This is a genomic window from Streptomyces sp. NPDC031379, from assembly GCF_055569615.1.
The window spans coordinates 51554-68316 of record NZ_JBVIIT010000013.1; the positions used below are offsets into that span (position 1 = coordinate 51554).

At 71.1% G+C, this 16763-nt stretch carries 13 protein-coding genes; 10 read left to right on the forward strand and 3 right to left on the reverse strand.

The window, feature by feature from the left end:
* Positions 1 to 48 precede the first annotated feature (48 nt).
* A complete protein-coding gene (locus tag ACZ5CW_RS20010) occupies positions 49 to 1806 on the reverse strand; it encodes a lytic transglycosylase domain-containing protein (protein WP_468603065.1) in 1758 nt (585 codons plus the stop codon).
* A gap of 318 nt (positions 1807 to 2124) precedes the next feature.
* Here ACZ5CW_RS20010 and ACZ5CW_RS20015 point away from each other — a divergent pair, with 318 nt between their 5' ends.
* Positions 2125 to 3003, forward strand: coding sequence for a DUF4184 family protein (locus ACZ5CW_RS20015; protein ID WP_468603067.1), 879 nt, complete (start codon positions 2125 to 2127; stop codon positions 3001 to 3003).
* On the opposite strand, the gene ACZ5CW_RS20020 is transcribed toward ACZ5CW_RS20015, so the two are convergent.
* The gene (locus ACZ5CW_RS20020) at positions 2903 to 3334 is read right to left on the reverse strand and encodes a hypothetical protein (protein WP_468603069.1); all 432 of its coding nucleotides are present in this window, start codon (positions 3332 to 3334) and stop codon (positions 2903 to 2905) included. The genes ACZ5CW_RS20015 and ACZ5CW_RS20020 overlap by 101 nt on opposite strands.
* A 233-nt stretch (positions 3335 to 3567) precedes the next feature.
* Positions 3568 to 6294: a DNA polymerase I gene (polA, locus tag ACZ5CW_RS20025; RefSeq protein ID WP_468603071.1), complete on the reverse strand. Its 2727-nt coding sequence runs from the start codon at positions 6292 to 6294 to the stop codon at positions 3568 to 3570.
* Between the two features lie 248 nt (positions 6295 to 6542).
* On the opposite strand from polA, the gene ACZ5CW_RS20030 reads away from it, so the two are divergent.
* The 9 genes from ACZ5CW_RS20030 (at position 6543) to ACZ5CW_RS20070 (ending at position 16707) form a co-directional block, all read left to right on the forward strand.
* Positions 6543 to 8894: an FdhF/YdeP family oxidoreductase gene (locus tag ACZ5CW_RS20030; RefSeq protein ID WP_468603073.1), complete on the forward strand. Its 2352-nt coding sequence runs from the start codon at positions 6543 to 6545 to the stop codon at positions 8892 to 8894.
* A 49-nt stretch (positions 8895 to 8943) separates the two neighbouring features.
* Positions 8944 to 9435: a hotdog fold thioesterase gene (locus tag ACZ5CW_RS20035; protein WP_468603075.1), complete on the forward strand. Its 492-nt coding sequence runs from the start codon at positions 8944 to 8946 to the stop codon at positions 9433 to 9435.
* 121 nt (positions 9436 to 9556) lie between these two features.
* Positions 9557 to 10015 carry a tumor necrosis factor receptor family protein gene (locus tag ACZ5CW_RS20040; protein ID WP_468603077.1) on the forward strand — a complete coding sequence of 153 codons (459 nt, stop codon included), beginning with the start codon at positions 9557 to 9559 and terminating at the stop codon, positions 10013 to 10015.
* Entirely contained in the window at positions 10012 to 10647 is a 636-nt protein-coding gene (locus ACZ5CW_RS20045; protein ID WP_468603079.1) for a Tat pathway signal sequence domain protein, read from the forward strand. The genes ACZ5CW_RS20040 and ACZ5CW_RS20045 overlap by 4 nt, the downstream gene beginning before the upstream one ends.
* A 303-nt stretch (positions 10648 to 10950) precedes the next feature.
* On the forward strand, positions 10951 to 12186 hold the full coding sequence (locus tag ACZ5CW_RS20050) for a branched-chain amino acid ABC transporter substrate-binding protein (protein WP_468603081.1): 1236 nt from the start codon (positions 10951 to 10953) through the stop codon (positions 12184 to 12186).
* Between the two features lie 111 nt (positions 12187 to 12297).
* Positions 12298 to 13230 (forward strand): branched-chain amino acid ABC transporter permease, encoded by a 933-nt coding sequence (locus ACZ5CW_RS20055; RefSeq protein ID WP_468603083.1) that lies wholly within the window; start codon positions 12298 to 12300, stop codon positions 13228 to 13230.
* A 5-nt stretch (positions 13231 to 13235) separates the two neighbouring features.
* The gene (locus ACZ5CW_RS20060) at positions 13236 to 15059 is read left to right on the forward strand and encodes a branched-chain amino acid ABC transporter permease (protein WP_468603085.1); all 1824 of its coding nucleotides are present in this window, start codon (positions 13236 to 13238) and stop codon (positions 15057 to 15059) included.
* A gap of 5 nt (positions 15060 to 15064) precedes the next feature.
* Positions 15065 to 15994 carry an ABC transporter ATP-binding protein gene (locus tag ACZ5CW_RS20065; RefSeq protein WP_468603087.1) on the forward strand — a complete coding sequence of 310 codons (930 nt, stop codon included), beginning with the start codon at positions 15065 to 15067 and terminating at the stop codon, positions 15992 to 15994.
* Entirely contained in the window at positions 15991 to 16707 is a 717-nt protein-coding gene (locus tag ACZ5CW_RS20070; RefSeq protein WP_468603089.1) for an ABC transporter ATP-binding protein, read from the forward strand. Before ACZ5CW_RS20065 ends, ACZ5CW_RS20070 begins: the two co-directional genes overlap by 4 nt.
* The last annotated feature ends 56 nt before the right edge of the window (positions 16708 to 16763 follow it).

Sequence of the window (16763 nt, forward strand, 5' to 3'; positions counted from 1 at the left end):
CGCCCTCCCCGTCGGAGCGGGGAGGGCGCCCTGGTGCCGTGCGGGGCCTCAGGAAGAGGCGGACGGGCTCGGGGACGGGCTCTCCGAGGAGTCGGTGGCGGCCGCCACCTTCAGCTCCACGGTGAGCGTCGCGCCGCCCGTGGTGGTGACCTGGAGCAGGAAGGTGCCGGTGGCGTCGTCCGCGTACAGCTTCGGCAGCGTCAGCAGGCCCTTGTCGTCCGTCCGGAGGTCAGAGAGGGTGCGCACCGGCTTGCCGTCGGCGTCCTTGAAGTAGGGACCCTTGTCGTTCTCGGTGGCGTCGGTGGTGTCGGTGGCCGGCTTGATCAGAGTGGCGGTGGCGGCGACCTTGTCCGCGACGGCGCCCTTGTACGTCGCCTTCAGCTGGACCTGCTCGGCGAACTCGCCGCCCGGGGTGCAGGTCAGCGGGGTGTCGCTGGTGCGGGCCAGGGTGTCGGCGGCGCGCGCGGTGACGGTGGCCGTGTAGTCGGCGCCCTTGACCGAGCGGCCGACGACGGTCGCGGTGACCTTGAAGTCGCCGGTCTTCTCGCCCGCCTGGAGGGCGGGGGCGAGAGCGACGCCCTTGGCGTCCGTGGCGACGGTGGCCACGCTCTCGCCGCCGGTGAAGGTGGCGTCGGTGTCCCCGGTGATGGTGAACCTGATCCGGACCTTGCCGACGGCCTTGCCGGCCTTGGTCTCGGCGCGGGTGCCGATCCGGTCGGCGAAGGCGTCGCCGGCCATCGCGGTGAGTTCGGCCGTACCCGCGTCCTCGAGGTGGTCCACGGTGTCGGTGGGGGTCTGCGGGGGCGTCGGCGGGACGGGCGGCTTCGGCGGGGCCGGCGGGCTCGGGCGGGGGCTCTCGTCGCCGCCGCCGGGGTGCTGGGGCTTCGGGTCCGGCTTGGGGTCCGGCTTGGTCCGCGGCGGGTCCGAGGGCTTCCGGGGCTTGCCGTGCGGGGAGCTGTCGTCGCTGCGGTGCCGCGGCACCTGGCCGGTACCGTCGGGCACGGAGTGGGTGCCCTTGCGGTAGTAGTGCAGCCAGTTCAGGACCAGGTTCAGGTAGTCCTGCGAGTTGTTGTAGCTGAGGATCGCGCTGTGCAGTCCGGCCTCGCCGGACATGTCCCAGTTGTTGCGGCACAGGTAGTGGCCGGCGGCGAGGGCGGCGTCGTAGACGTTGTTCGGGTCCTTGGCACCGTCGCCGTTGCCGTCACGGCCCGCCCAGGCCCACGTGGACGGGATGAACTGCATGGGGCCGACGGCCTGGTCGTACTGGCTGTTGCCGTCGTACGCGCCGTGGTCGGTGTCCTGGATGAGCGCGAAGCCGTTGCCGTCGAGCTGCGGGCCGAGGATCCGGCCCAGCGTGGTGCCGCCCGCGTCGACCCGGCCGCCGCGGGCCTGGCCCGACTCGACCTTGCCGATCGCGGCGAGCAGCTGCCAGGGCAGGTTGCAGCCGGGCTTGGAGGCGCGCAGTTCGGCCTCGGCCTTCTTGTAGGCGTCGAGGACCGTCGCGGGGATGCCGGCCTCGGTCCCGCCGCGGGAGACGGGGGTGCCGACCTCCGACGAGGGGCTGGGGTTGGGGCTGTTCAGCGGCGGCAGGTCCGTGTAGTAGGGCGAGTTGCCGGTGGCGTCGCCGCCGGCGGCCGTGTCGGGTACGGGCGTGGAGGCGCCGGCCGTCGACTGTCTCCCGTGGTCCTCACCGGTCGCTCCGGTCGCTCCGGGAGCCTGGGACGCGGAGAGCGCCGCGACCGCTGCCGCGGCCACCGCGGTGGTCGCCGCTCCCTTGCGCAGCCGCCTGCCGAAATGCGCCGCCATAGAGTGAAACCCTCCCCTGGACGCCGCTGCGTCCGTCTCCGTCTGTCTGCCTCGCTCTGGTGTGACGGTCGACCCGGTGCTGTGGTTGCCCCTGTTCCGCCTTTCCATGTGTGCGACGTGCGTTCGACCGTGCGCCCGGCACGGCGACGCAGGTGACCCTACGACAACTTGCTTTGCGTGGGCACTGTGCACGCCCGGTTTTCACCTGTTGGCCAACTATCGCCGCCGTACGGCCCTCGGACAGCGGTCCCGCATACTGGACGGACGCCCGATCACCGGTTCCGGTGCCGCGGCCGACGACCGTACGAGGGGGCCCTGTTGCCGTTCACGCTCAGCCACGCGGCGGCCGTGCTGCCGGCGATCCGCCGGGACGGGAGCGGCAGGGGCCGGCTGGGGCCGGCGGTCCTCGTCGCCGCCTCCTTCGCGCCCGATCTGACCTTCTATGCGGCGAGTGTTCTGCCGGGCGCCATGCAATTCGGAGTGTTCACCCACTCGTTCGCCGGGGTCACCACGGTGGACGTGCTCATCGCCTGGGCGCTGGCGGGGCTGTGGCTGCTCGCCCGCGAGCCGTTGGTCGCGCTGCTGCCACGGGCCCGGCAGGGCCGGCCGGCCGGTCTGCTGCGCTGCGGTACGCCGCACGCGCGCGTGCGGGCCGTTTCAGTGGTGTGGTGGTACGTCTCCGCGGTGCTGGGCGCGCTGACCCACGTGGTGTGGGACGCGTTCACCCATCACGACCGGTGGGGCACGCGGCTGATTCCGGCCATCGGGCGGGACCGGCCGGCGGGCATGCCGCTGTACTCGTGGCTGCAGTACGGCTCGTCCGCGGTGGGTGCCGCGGTGATCGCTGTCGTCCTGGTACGAGCGCTGCGGCGGACGCCCGGCGGGGAGCCGGCGGGGGTGCCGGTGCTGTCCGTGCGGGACCGGTGGTGGGCGCTGCTGGTGATCGGCGGCTGTGCGCTGACCGGGGCGGTGCAGCGGGCGACGCGGTGGCGGGAGCACCAGGGTGCGTCGGTGCGGCCGTGGGAGCTGGTGCCCACCCTGTGCTTCGGGGTGGGCGCCGGGACGGTCCTGGGGCTGCTGCTGTACGCCGTCGGGGTCAGGGTGTGGCGTCCGGGCCCGCTTCCGGGCGGCCCTGGGGCCGCGGGGAGTCCCGGTGGGCCGGTCGGTGCGGGCCGGGGGCGGCCGGTCTCTCGGTGAGGGACGCGACGAAGACCGTGAGCCTCTGCCGGGGGCGGCGGGATCTCGGGAGCAGGGTGAGCGCGAGGGCGAGATAGCCGCGGGCCAGGTCGGCCCGTGGTCGCCAGTGAGGGGCGGGGTCCGCGCGGTGGGTCAGGACGAGGAGTCCGCGCCGGAGGCCGGTGGCGGCCCTGCGTACGGTCGCGGCGAGGTCGGCCGGGATGCGGGCGGTGCTTGCGTCGGCCGCGAGGGCCGGGACCGGCGAGGCGGGCATGGCCTGCGCCGAGGCGGTGTCCGCCCAGGCCCGGGTGACTGCCTCGGGCGTCCGGCGGTGAAGCATGCGTATACCCATGCCCGCAGTCTTGCGGCCACGAGGGGTGGGGGGCGTTTTGGCGGGGGCCACGTGAGTGACGGTCCCTCCGGGGCCCGGCCGACTCTGCCGGGCGGAGGTCGGGCCGTCGTGCCGGTGGGCGGACTTCGGGGCGCCGCACGCTGCGTGCGTACGACGCCCCTCTTTCACGGGTCCACGGCCTCAGCCCTCACGGACCACGGGCTCGGCGCCCCTCGGCCGGAGCGCCGCAGACCCTAGTGCGCCGCTGATTCCCAGTCGGGGCCCACGCCCACCGAGACGTCCAGGGGGGCGCGGAGCCGGACCGCGTCGGCCATCTCGCGGCGGACGATCTGCTCCGCGGCCGCCCGCTCGCCGGGGGCGATCTCCAGGACGATTTCGTCGTGGACCTGGAGGAGCATGCGGGACTTGAGGTCGGCCTCGCGCAGCGCCTCGTCCACCCTGAGCATGGCGATCTTGACGATGTCCGCCGCCGTGCCCTGAATGGGCGCGTTGAGGGCCATGCGCTCGGCCGCCTCACGGCGCTGGCGGTTGTCGCTGTTGAGGTCGGGGAGGTAGCGGCGGCGCCCGAAGAGCGTCGCCGTGTAGCCCGTCGCCCGCGCCTCGTCGACCGCTCGGCGCAGGTAGTCCCGGACACCGCCGAAGCGCTCGAAGTACGCGTCCATCAGGGCGCGGGCCTCCGCCGCCTCGATGTTCAGCTGCTGGGACAGGCCGAACGCCGACAGTCCGTACGCCAGGCCGTACGACATCGCCTTGATCTTGCGGCGCATCTCCGCGTCCACCGCCGAGGGGTCGACGGAGAACACCTGCGCGGCGGCGGTGGTGTGCAGGTCCTCGCCCGAGGTGAACGCCTGGATCAGGCCCTCGTCCTCGGAGAGGTGGGCCATCACGCGCAGCTCGATCTGGCTGTAGTCCGCGGTCATCAGGGACTCGAAGCCCTCGCCGACGACGAAGCCGCGGCGGATCGCCCGGCCCTCGTCCGTGCGGACCGGGATGTTCTGCAGGTTCGGGTCCGTGGAGGAGAGGCGGCCGGTCGCGGCCACCGTCTGGTTGAAGGTGGTGTGGATCCGGCCGTCGCCCGCGATGGTCTTGATCAGGCCCTCGACGGTGACGCGCAGCTTCGCCTGCTCACGGTGCCGGAGCATGATCACCGGCAGTTCGTTGTCGGTCTGGGTGGCGAGCCAGGCCAGGGCGTCGGCGTCGGTGGTGTAGCCGGTCTTGGTCTTCTTGGTCTTGGGCAGCGCCAGCTCGCCGAAGAGGACCTCCTGGAGCTGCTTGGGCGAGCCCAGGTTGAACTCACGGCCCGCGGCCGCGTGCGCCTCCTTCACGGCCTGCTGCACGGCGCCCGCGAACATCTGCTCCATCGCCTCCAGGTGCGCGCGGTCGGCGGCGATGCCGTGGCGCTCCATGCGGGCGAGCAGGGCGGAGGTGGGCAGCTCCATGTCCTGGAGCAGGTCGGCCGCGCCGACCTCCTGCAGGCGGCCCTCGAAGGCCTCGCCCAGGTCCAGGACGGCACGGGCCTGGACCATCAGGGACTCGGCCTCGGCGCCGTCGTCCGCGCCGAAGGCCAGCTGGCCGTCGGCCGCGGCGGCGGGGGCCAGCTCGCGGTGCAGGTACTCCAGGGACAGGGCGTCCAGGTCGAAGGAGCGGCGGCCCGGCTTGACCAGGTAGGCGGCGAGCGCGGTGTCCATGCGCACGCCCTCGACGCTCCAGCCGTGCTCGGCGAAGACGCGCATGGCGCCCTTGGCGTTGTGGAACACCTTGGGGCGGGCGGCGTCGGCCAGCCAGGCCGTGAACGCGTTCTCGTCGGCCTCGTCCAGCTCGGCCGGATCGAACCAGGCGGCCGCGCCCCCGGCCGCGGCGAGGGCCACCTCGGCGACCGAGCCGGCGCCCAGCGCCCAGGTGTCGACGGTGGCGACGCCCAGGGTGTCCGTGCCGTGCTCGGCCAGCCAGGGGGCCAGCTCGCCGGTGCCGAGGACCGTGCCGTCCAGTTCCACGCCCTCGGTAGCGATCGGAGTGGCCTCGGCCTCCTCACCGCCGGGGTCGACGGCGTAGAGGCGCTCGCGCAGGGACGGGTTGCGGATCTCCAGGGTGTCCAGGATCATCGCGACGGCCTTGCGGTCGTACGGGGCCCGCTCCAGGTCGGTGACCGTCCTCGGCAGCTCGACCTCGCGCTCCAGCTCGGTGAGGACGCGGTTGAGCTTGACCGACTCCAGGTGGTCGCGGAGGTTCTGCCCGGCCTTGCCCTTGACCTCCTCGACGCGGTCGACCAGCTCCGCGAACGAGCCGAACTGGTTGATCCACTTCGCGGCGGTCTTCTCGCCGACACCGGGGATGCCGGGGAGGTTGTCGGACGGGTCGCCGCGCAGGGCGGCGAAGTCCGGGTACTGCGCGGGCGTCAATCCGTACTTCTCGAAGACCTTCTCCGGGGTGAACCGGGTCAGCTCCGAGACGCCCTTCGTCGGGTAGAGCACGGTGGTGTTATCGGTGACCAGCTGGAAGGAGTCGCGGTCGCCGGTGACGATCAGCACCTCGAAGCCCTCGGCCTCGGCCTGGGTGGCGAGCGTGGCGATGACGTCGTCCGCCTCGAAGCCGTCCACGGCGAAGCGCGGCGCGTGCATCGCGTCGAGCAGCTCGCCGATCAGCTCGACCTGGCCCTTGAACTCGTCCGGGGTCTTGGAGCGGTTCGCCTTGTACTCCGTGAACCGCTCGGAGCGCCAGGTCTTGCGGGACACGTCGAAGGCCACCGCGAAGTGCGTGGGGGCCTCGTCACGCAGGGTGTTGGCCAGCATCGACGCGAAGCCGTAGATCGCGTTCGTCGGCTGCCCGGTCGCGGTCGTGAAGTTCTCCGCGGGCAGCGCGAAGAACGCGCGGTAGGCCAGTGAGTGCCCGTCCATGAGCATCAGCCGGGGACGGGTGCCGCCGGGGGTCTTGTCGGTCTGCTTCGATGCTGTCTCTGCCACGCCCCCGATCCTGCCACGCCGCACTGACAGTCCGGGCGGGGCGGCTCCCCCCGGGCCGCCGAGGGTCGCCGCTCGGTCACTCGATGTGTCGGCGGTCGCCGAGCGGTGGGGCGCGCGGACAGGGCGGCCGGGAAGGGGGACCGGCCGGGGAAGGGAGACCGGCCGGGGAAGGGCGGCGGCGTCGCTGTCGGTGGCCCGTGGGAGGATCGTCGGCATACTTCTCACACGCAGTCGAAGGAGAGCGTGCGATGGCGACGAAGCCGCCCAAGGGTGATCCGGTCCAGGACGCACCGCAGGTCGCGGAGCCGAAGCACGCGGCCGCGGGACTGCCGGCCATCGGGCACACGCTGCGTATCGCCCAGCAGCAGATGGGTGTGAAGCGCACCGCGCTGACCCTGCTGCGGGTCAACCAGAAGGACGGCTTCGACTGCCCGGGCTGCGCCTGGCCCGAGCCGGAGCACCGGCACACGGCGGAGTTCTGCGAGAACGGCGCGAAGGCGGTGGCCGAGGAGGCCACGCTGCGCCGGGTCACGCCCGAGTTCTTCGCCGCGCACTCCGTCGCGGACCTGGCCACCAGGAGCGGCTACTGGCTGGGCCAGCAGGGGCGGCTCACGCACCCCATGTACCTCCCCGAGGGAGGAGAGCACTACGAGCCGGTCGGCTGGGAGCGCGCCTTCGACATCATCGCCGAGGAGATCGCCGCCCTCGGCTCCCCCGACGAGGCCGTCTTCTACACCTCGGGCCGTACCAGCAACGAGGCGGCGTTCCTGTACCAGTTGTTCGCGCGCGAGCTGGGCACGAACAATCTGCCGGACTGCTCGAACATGTGCCACGAGTCGTCGGGCTCGGCGCTGTCCGAGACCATCGGCATCGGGAAGGGCAGCGTCCTGCTGGAGGACCTGTACCGGGCCGACCTGATCATCGTCGCCGGGCAGAACCCGGGGACGAACCACCCGCGCATGCTGTCCGCGCTGGAGAAGGCCAAGGCGAACGGCGCGCGGATCATCAGCGTCAACCCGCTGCCGGAGGCGGGCCTGGAGCGCTTCAAGAACCCGCAGACGCCGCAGGGTCTCCTCAAGGGCTCCTCCCTCACCGACCTGTTCCTGCAGATCCGCATCGGCGGTGACCAGGCGCTCTTCCGGCTCCTCAACAGGCTGATCCTGGAGACGGACGGCGCGGTCGACGAGGACTTCGTGCGCGAACACACCCATGGCTTCGAGGAGTTCGCCACGGCCGCGCGTGCCGCCGACTGGGACGAGACGCTGCCGGCGACCGGCCTCTCCCAGGAGGAGATCGAGAAAGCCCTGCGGATGGTGCTCGCCTCGGAGCGGACCATCGTCTGCTGGGCCATGGGCCTCACCCAGCACAAACACTCGGTGCCGACCATCCGCGAAGTGGTCAACTTCCTTCTGCTGCGCGGCAACATCGGCCGTCCGGGCGCGGGCGTCTGCCCGGTGCGCGGCCATTCCAACGTGCAGGGCGACCGCACGATGGGCATCTTCGAGCGGCCCGCGCCGGCCTTCCTGGACGCGCTGCAGGAGGAGTTCGGGTTCGCGCCACCGCGCGAGCACGGCTTCGACGTCGTGCGGGCCATCCGCGCGCTGCGCGACGGCGAGGCGAAGGTGTTCTTCGCGATGGGCGGCAACTTCGTCTCCGCCTCCCCCGACACCGCGGTGACGGAGGCGGCGATGCGGCGCGCGCGGCTGACCGTGCACGTGTCGACCAAGCTCAACCGCTCCCACGTCGTCACGGGCGCGCGTGCGCTGATCCTGCCCACGCTGGGGCGCACGGAACGCGATCTGCAGAGCAGCGGCGAGCAGTTCGTGACGGTCGAGGACTCGATGGGCATGGTGCACGCCTCGCGTGGGCGGCTCGCTCCGGCGAGCCGCCGGCTGAAGTCCGAGCCGGCCATCGTCTGCGGCCTGGCGCGCCGGGTGCTCGGCGGGAACAGCGTCGTGCCGTGGGAGGAGTTCGAGAAGGACTACGCGACGATCCGTGACCGCATCGCACGCGTGATCCCCGGTTTCGAGGACTTCAACGCGCGCGTGGCCCGGCCCGGCGGCTTCGCGCTGCCGCACGCCCCGCGCGACGAGCGCCGCTTCCCGACCAGCACAGGCAAGGCGAACTTCACGTCGGCACCGGTGGAGTTCCCCGACCTGCCCGAGGGCCGGCTGCTGCTGCAGACGCTGCGCTCGCACGACCAGTACAACACCACGATCTACGGGCTCGACGACCGGTACCGGGGCATCACGGGCGGGCGCCGGGTGGTGCTGGTCAACCCCGAGGACGCGCGCGGGCTCGGGGTCGCCGAGGGGTCGTACGTGGACCTGGTGAGCGAGTGGAAGGACGGGACGGAGCGGCGCGCGCCCGGTTTCCGGGTGGTGCTGTATCCGACGGCCCGGGGCTGCGCGGCGGCGTACTACCCCGAGACGAACGTCCTCGTCCCGCTGGACGCCACCGCCGACACCAGCAACACCCCGGCCAGCAAGTCCGTCGTCGTACGCCTCGAGAACCACCCGGAGAACCGCACGGAGGACCGCGTGGAGGGCCAGGCCCCGAACCGGGCGGAGAGCCGTCTGGAACAATCGGCGACCGACTGAGCGTTTGCTCAGCCGAGAAGACAGGCGTACGACGAACGGAGCCGGGCCGATGGGCGAGCAGCAGCGAGTGAAGTTCCCGCAGGAGATCATCGACGAGTACGCGGCGCTCGGCGTCGACCTGCCCGCCCTGTTCTCGGCCGGCCACCTCGGCACGCGGATGGGCGTGCAGATCCTCGAGGCCTCACCGGAGAAGGTCGTGGGCACCATGCCGGTGGAGGGCAACACCCAGCCGTACGGCCTGCTGCACGGCGGCGCGTCCGCGGTGCTGGCGGAGACCCTCGGCTCGGTCGGCTCCATGCTGCACGGCGGCAGCTCGAAGATCGCGGTCGGCGTGGACCTGAACTGCACCCACCACCGCGGGGTCCGCTCGGGCCTGGTGACCGGCGTGGCCTCGCCCGTGCACCGGGGCCGGTCGACGGCGACGTACGAGATCGTGATCAGCGACGAGGAGGGCCGCCGGGTGTGCACCGCCCGGCTGACCTGCCTGCTGCGGGACGTGCGGCCGGGCGACGAGGCGCACGCTCGCCCCGCGGGCGGCTGAGCGGCTCGGGCCGGCCCGTGGGGCGACGGCAGGGCGACGGCACGCCACGGCAGCCGAACGGCGCCCGAGCGGTGCCCGCCGGGCCGTTGCCCCTCGCCGCTCCTCCCCTTAGCTTCGGCACATGGGACGGCGAGGAGGCCCCCGGCCGGGGGTGAGGTTCCTGGTGCTCGGGCTGGCGCTCCCGGCCCTGCTGTGCGCGACAGCCTGTGACCGGCACGGCGGCTCCCCGCGCGCCACGCCCTCACCCGCCCCCGCCTCCGCCTCCGGGACGTCGGCCCCCACCCCGCCGGCCTTCCCTCGCTCGGCCTCCGCACCGCCGGCCTCCGACGCGGATCTGTGCACCGCGCTCGTCGCCCACTGGTCGCGCGAGGCGCTCGACAGCGGCGCGTACGGCGATTACCAGTCGATGGGCCTGTCCAATGGGCAATACGAGATCCTCAGGGACGTCGTGGCCGCGGCGCGGGCCGTGAAGCGACGCCAAGGGGGCCGTGCCGCAGAGAAGTTGATCGACCGTCAGGCCCGCAGGGCGTGTACCGAGCGCTACCGTCACGGCGCGCCGAGCGGAGGCCCTTGGCAATGAGCGGCATCGGCCCCCTGGAACCCGGCGAAGGCACCCACGCCCGGGACGACCGCGACGCGCAGACGGCTCGTCCGGTCGGCGCGAGGCGCGCCGCGGCGGCCGGACGGTACGCCCGCCACCGGCGGATCACCCTCACCCTCGCCGCACTGGCCGGCCTTGTCGCGGCCGGCGGCTACGCCTGTGCCACCCGGCCGCACCAGCCGCCGCGGCACGCCACTCCCCAGCCGACACAAGTCCCGTACCCCGCACAGGTGGTGGAGGTGTCCTACCTCGAGGGCCGGACCACGCCGGCGGACGCCCCGCCGCGCAGCTTCAGCTTCGCCGTGCTGCTGAGCGTGGAGTCGGGACCGCCGGTCGCCGTGACCGGAGTGTCCCAGCCGTACGCGGGGCTGTCGCTGACGACGGATCCTCCGGCGCCCTTCCGGACAAAGGCAGGTTCGGCCCGCAAGATCACGATAACCATGCACGTGACGGAATGCGGAAAAGTTCCTATGGACGCCGGACTCCCTTTCCTGGATGTAACTCTGCGTAATACCCGCGCAATACAGAATCACAGTTTCATCCTCGGCTCACGCTACGCACAGCACCTCTCCCAGGCCCTGAAAGTCGCCTGCAGCAACAGAGGTGCGTAATCACCAAAACCCTCGAGACGCCTGAACGGATCGTGGTGGGTCCTGCGGATTCTCACTATGCGGACAGGGCGAAACGGCTGGAATTCCGCCGTTCCCCCCACGGCGTACCGCTCTGCATTACCTCGTGTCATAACAAGAGCGTCACAGCCTGGGTCTACCTCTCCTCCACGTTCCCCACACCCGCTTAGAGTCACGGCCAGTCACCGCGCCGCCGGATTCTCACAACGGCCCGACGCTCTTCGGACAGGCGCGCGACTCGACCGTTTCCATGGGGAGGCGGTCGTCCAGGGGAAAGGACTGATCGTGCGTCAACGTTCGCTCATCGCCATCACCGCCGCGCTGGCAGCGGGAGCACTCACCCTCACGGCCTGCGGCTCGCGCGACAGCGGCGACAAGGGCTCGGACTCCGACAACGGCGGCACCACTGTCGTCATCGGCGTCGACGCTCCGCTGACCGGCGACCTGTCCGCGCTCGGCCTGGGCATCAGGAACTCGGTGGACCTCGCGGCCAAGCAGGCCAACAAGAAGAACTACGTCAAGGGCGTCACCTTCAAGATCGAGGCCCTCGACGACCAGGCGCAGCCCTCCTCGGGCCAGGCGAACGCCACCAAGTTCGTCGGCAACGACGACGTCCTCGGCGTCGTCGGCCCGCTCAACTCCTCCGTCGCGCAGTCGATGCAGAAGGTCTTCGACGACGCCAAGCTGGTCGAGGTCTCGCCGGCCAACACCAACCCGGCGCTGACCCAGGGCGACAACTGGCAGAAGTCGAAGACGCGGGCGTACAAGTCGTACTTCCGTACCGCGACCACGGACGCCATCCAGGGCCCGTTCGCCGCCCAGTACGTCTTCAACAAGGCCAAGAAGACCAAGGCCTTCATCATCGACGACAAGAAGACCTACGGCGCCGGCCTCGCCGCGACCTTCTCCGACGAGTTCAAGAAGCTCGGCGGCAAGATCGTCGGCACCGAGCACATCAACCCCGACACCAAGGACTTCTCCGCGGTCGCCACCAAGGTGAAGAACTCCGGTGCCCAGGTGGTCTACTACGGCGGCGAGTACCCGCAGGCCGGCCCCCTGAGCAAGCAGATCAAGGCCGCCGGCGCCAAGATCCCGCTGGTCGGCGGCGACGGCATCTACGCCGACGACTTCATCAAGCTGGCCGGCGCCTCGGGCGCCGGTGACCTCGCCACCTCGGTCGGCGCGCCGGTCGAGACGCTGCCCTCCGCCAAGGAGTTCGTCGCCAACTACAAGGAGGCGGGCTACAAGGAGGCGTACGCGGCGTACGGCGGTTACTCCTACGACTCCGCCTGGTCGATCATCGAGGCCGTCAAGAAGGTCGTCGACGACAACGGCGGCAAGCTGCCGGACGACGCCCGCGAGAAGGTCACCGCCGCCATGCAGAACGTCTCCTTCGACGGTGTGACCGGCAAGGTCTCCTTCGACGAGTACGGTGACGCGACCAACAAGCAGCTCACCGTCTACTCCGTGACGGGCACGGCCTGGAAGGCCGTGGAGTCCGGCACCTACAACGGCAGCTGACCCACCCCCCGCACCAACCGAGCCGCGCGGGGCGCTGTTCCACTGGCGCCCCGCGCGGACTCGCATCCGGTCACATCCGTCGAACTTTCCGAACGTCTCGGAGGACATGCGGTGAACGAACTGCCGCAGCAGCTGGTCAACGGCCTGCTACTAGGATCCATGTACGGGCTGGTCGCCATCGGCTACACAATGGTCTACGGCATTGTCCAGCTCATCAACTTCGCCCACGGCGAGATATTCATGACCGGTGCGTTCGGCGCGCTCACGGTCTACGCGTACGTACTTCCCGACGGCACCTCGATGTGGGTGGCCCTGCCGCTGATGCTCATCGGCGCCATCCTGGTGGCCGTCACCGTCGCCGTCGGAGCGGAACGGTTCGCCTACCGTCCCCTGCGCACCGCCCCCCGCCTCGCGCCCCTCATCACCGCCATCGGCCTCTCCCTGGCCCTGCAGCAGGCGGTGTGGGCCTGGTACCCGGGCGCCAAGTCCGCCCGCACCTTCCCGAGCATCCCGGGCGGCCCCTTCGAGATCGGCAACGTCACGATCCAGACCGGTGACGTCTTCCTGGTCGCCGCGGCCCCCCTCAGCATGGCGGTCCTCGCCTACTTCGTGATGCGCACCCGCACCGGGCGCGGCATGCAGGCCACCGCCCAGGACCCGGACACCGCCAAGCTGATGGGCGTCAACACCGACCGCATCATCGTGATCGCGTTCGCCCTCGGCGCCACCTTCGCCGCCGTCGGATCGGTGGCCTACGGCCTGAAGTACGGTCAGATCGACTTCCGCATGGGCTTCATCCTCGGCCTGAAGGCGTTCACCGCGGCCGTCCTCGGCGGCATCGGCAACATCTACGGCGCCATGCTCGGCGGTCTCGTCCTCGGTGTCGCCGAGGCACTGTCCACCGCCTACATCGCGGACATCCCCGGCATGGACAAGTTCGGCAGCCAGTCCTGGGCAGACGTCTGGGCGTTCGTACTCCTCATCCTCGTGCTGCTGTTCAGGCCACAGGGCCTGCTCGGTGAGCGCGTGGCGGACAGGGCGTGACACAGATGACCACACAGACCACCGCAGCAGAGACCCCGAGCACGCCCGAGGCCGCCCGGACCGGCCTGATCGGCCTGCCCGCGCCGCTCGGACGGGCCCTCGCCACCGGTGGCGGCGCCCTGACGATCGTCTCCACCTTCCTCGCCTGGACCTGGACCGCGGACTTCCCCGGTGACCTGACGGTCTACGGCTACCCCGGCGGCCTTCAGGTCCTCGTCCTGATCGGCGGCATCCTCACCACGCTCTTCGGCCTCGCCTCCTACGGCGTCAAAGGCCTCGGGTGGCTCACCCCCGGCAGCGCCGACAGCGCCCTGAAGACCGCCGCGCTCGGCACCTTCGCCACCGCCTGGTACACCGTCATCGCCATCAGCGCCAAGCTGGGCGGCGTGGTGAACCTGGAGCCCGGCGGATTCGTGGTCGCCGTCGCCACCCTGGCCGCCCTGGCCGGCGCGCTCGCCCTGCCGTTCGAGCGTCCGCAGCCCGAACTCACCGACCCGGACGACACCGGCTGGGAGAAGTTCCGCCACCAGAGCCGGCAGAACTGGAACACCGTCAAGGCGGCCTTCGCCTCCGAGGCACCGGCGCCGGGACGCAAACTGCCCGCCTTCGCCGAGATCCTCGTCATCGTGGCGGCGATGGCCGTAGGCCTGATCGTCTTCACGTACGGCATCGGCACCGAGTACGACCAGCTGTTCATCGGCTTCCTCCTCACCGCGGGCTTCGGCTTCGCCGCACTCGCCAAGGCCGGGCTCGTGGCCCGGGTCTCGGCGATCACCGCACGCCACCGCAACATCACGATGGCCGGCGCGTTCGTCGCCGCGGCCGCCTTCCCGCTCACCCAGTCCAACGACCAGTACGCGACGATCGGCGTCTACATCCTGATCTTCGCCACCGTCGCACTCGGCCTGAACATCGTCGTCGGCCTCGCCGGCCTCCTCGACCTCGGTTACGTCGCCTTCCTCGGTGTCGGCGCCTACACCGCGGCCCTGGTCTCCGGCTCCCCGTCCTCGCCGCTGCACGTGCAGTGGCCGTTCTGGGCCTCGGCGCTGCTCGGCGCGGCCGTCGCCATGGTCTTCGGCGTCCTCATCGGCGCCCCGACCCTGCGACTGCGCGGCGACTACCTCGCGATCGTGACCCTCGGCTTCGGTGAGATCTTCCGCATCACCGTCCTCAACATGGACGGCACCTCCGGCCCGGACGTCACCAACGGCTCCAACGGCATCTCCTCGATCCCGAACCTGGACATCCTCGGCTTCGACTTCGGCCAGGAGCACCAGCTTCTCGGCGCCACCGTGGGCCGGTTCGCGAACTACTTCCTGCTGATGCTGATCGTCACGCTCATCGTGGTCGTGGTCTTCCGGCGCAGCAGCGACTCCCGCATCGGCCGCGCCTGGATCGCCATCCGCGAGGACGAGACCGCCGCGCTCGCCATGGGCATCAACGGCTTCCGCGTCAAGCTCATCGCCTTCGCCCTCGGCGCCTGCCTGGCCGGCCTCGCCGGCTCCGTCCAGGCCCACGTCACCTACACCGTCACCCCGGAGCAGTACCAGTTCGCCCACGTCGTACCGCCCAACTCGGCCTTCCTGCTGGCCGCGGTGGTCCTCGGCGGCATGGGCACCATCGCCGGTCCGCTGGTCGGCGCCGCGCTGCTGTACCTGATCCCGGCCAAGCTCCAGTTCCTGGGCGACTACCAGCTCTTCGCCTTCGGCGTCGCGCTCGTACTGCTGATGCGCTTCCGTCCGGAGGGCCTCATCCCCAACCGGCGCCGGCAGCTCGAGTTCCACGAGGAGACCGAAGCGCCCGCCGTCCTCAGCAAGGCAGGGGCCTGACCACGATGACTACCGACACCACCACCAAGGACGCCGCCCCCGGCGCCTCCGCCCCCGGCCAGGTCGTGCTCGACGCCCGCGGCGTCACCATGCGCTTCGGCGGACTGACGGCCGTGCGGAACGTCGACCTCACCGTCAACAGCGGGGAGATCGTCGGCCTGATCGGCCCCAACGGCGCCGGCAAGACGACCTTCTTCAACTGCCTGACCGGCCTGTACGTCCCCACCGAGGGCGAGGTCCGCTACAAGGACACCGTCCTGCCGCCGAAGTCCTTCAAGGTCACCGCGGCCGGCATCGCCCGCACCTTCCAGAACATCCGGCTGTTCGCCAACATGACGGTCCTGGAGAACGTGCTCGTCGGCCGGCACACCCGCACCAAGGAGGGCCTGTGGTCGGCGCTGCTGCGCGGCCCGGGCTTCCACCGCGCCGAGAAGGCCTCCCGGGACCGGGCCATGGAACTGCTGCGGTTCGTGGGCCTGGACAACAAGTCCGAGCACCTCGCCCGCAACCTCCCCTACGGCGAGCAGCGCAAGCTGGAGATCGCCCGCGCCCTGGCCAGCGAGCCCGGACTGCTGCTGCTCGACGAGCCGACCGCCGGCATGAACCCGCAGGAGACCCGGGCCACCGAGGAACTGGTCTTCGCCATCCGGGACATGGGCATCGCCGTCCTCGTCATCGAGCACGACATGCGCTTCATCTTCAACCTGTGCGACCGGGTGGCCGTGCTCGTACAGGGCGAGAAGCTGATCGAAGGCGACAGCGCGACCGTCCAGGGCGATGAGCGTGTGGTCGCGGCCTACCTCGGCGAACCCTTCGAGAACGCGCCCGGCGACGAGGAGGTGGCCGAAGTGGAGGCCGCCGAGGCACACGCCGGGACCGAGGCACACGCCGACACCACGACGGACGCCGCGCCCGGCAAGGAGAACGACCGATGACCGCACTGCTCGAAGTCGAGGACCTGCGGGTCGCCTACGGCAAGATCGAGGCCGTCAAGGGCATCTCCTTCAAGGTCGAGGCCGGTCAGGTGGTCACGCTCATCGGCACCAACGGCGCCGGCAAGACCACCACCCTGCGCACGCTCTCCGGCCTGCTGAAGCCGGTCGGCGGACAGATCAAGTTCAACGGCAAGTCGCTGAAGAAGGTCCCGGCGCACCAGGTGGTCTCGCTGGGTCTCGCCCACTCCCCCGAGGGGCGGCACATCTTCCCGCGCATGACCATCGAGGACAACCTGCGCCTCGGCGCGTTCCTGCGCAACGACAAGCCGGGCATCGAGAAGGACATCCAGCGCGCCTACGACCTCTTCCCCATCCTCGGGGAGCGCAGGAAGCAGGCCGCGGGCACCCTCTCGGGCGGTGAGCAGCAGATGCTGGCGATGGGCAGGGCACTGATGTCCCAGCCCAAGCTGCTGATGCTGGACGAGCCGTCGATGGGTCTGTCGCCGATCATGATGCAGAAGATCATGGCGACGATCGCCGAGCTGAAGTCCCAGGGCACCACGATCCTGCTGGTCGAGCAGAACGCCCAGGCGGCGCTCTCGCTGGCCGACCAGGGCCATGTCATGGAGGTCGGCAACATCGTCCTGTCGGGGACGGGACAGGACCTGCTGCACGACGAATCGGTGCGCAAGGCCTACCTCGGCGAGGACTAGGCGCTCCACCGGTTCGGCCGGTTCGTCGCCGCGGGACGTCGGCGGCCGGCCACGCG

What these genes read in the sequence shown, in the direction of transcription:
- ACZ5CW_RS20010 (WP_468603065.1), bottom strand. Translation starts at nt 1,806, where the DNA reads ATGGCGGCGCATTTCGGCAGGCGGCTGCGCAAGGGAGCGGCGACCACC.
- ACZ5CW_RS20020 (WP_468603069.1), bottom strand. Translation starts at nt 3,334, where the DNA reads ATGGGTATACGCATGCTTCACCGCCGGACGCCCGAGGCAGTCACCCGG.
- ACZ5CW_RS20030 (WP_468603073.1), top strand. Translation starts at nt 6,543, where the DNA reads ATGGCGACGAAGCCGCCCAAGGGTGATCCGGTCCAGGACGCACCGCAG.
- ACZ5CW_RS20035 (WP_468603075.1), top strand. Translation starts at nt 8,944, where the DNA reads ATGGGCGAGCAGCAGCGAGTGAAGTTCCCGCAGGAGATCATCGACGAG.
- ACZ5CW_RS20040 (WP_468603077.1), top strand. Translation starts at nt 9,557, where the DNA reads ATGGGACGGCGAGGAGGCCCCCGGCCGGGGGTGAGGTTCCTGGTGCTC.
- ACZ5CW_RS20045 (WP_468603079.1), top strand. Translation starts at nt 10,012, where the DNA reads ATGAGCGGCATCGGCCCCCTGGAACCCGGCGAAGGCACCCACGCCCGG.
- ACZ5CW_RS20060 (WP_468603085.1), top strand. Translation starts at nt 13,236, where the DNA reads ATGACCACACAGACCACCGCAGCAGAGACCCCGAGCACGCCCGAGGCC.
- ACZ5CW_RS20065 (WP_468603087.1), top strand. Translation starts at nt 15,065, where the DNA reads ATGACTACCGACACCACCACCAAGGACGCCGCCCCCGGCGCCTCCGCC.
- ACZ5CW_RS20070 (WP_468603089.1), top strand. Translation starts at nt 15,991, where the DNA reads ATGACCGCACTGCTCGAAGTCGAGGACCTGCGGGTCGCCTACGGCAAG.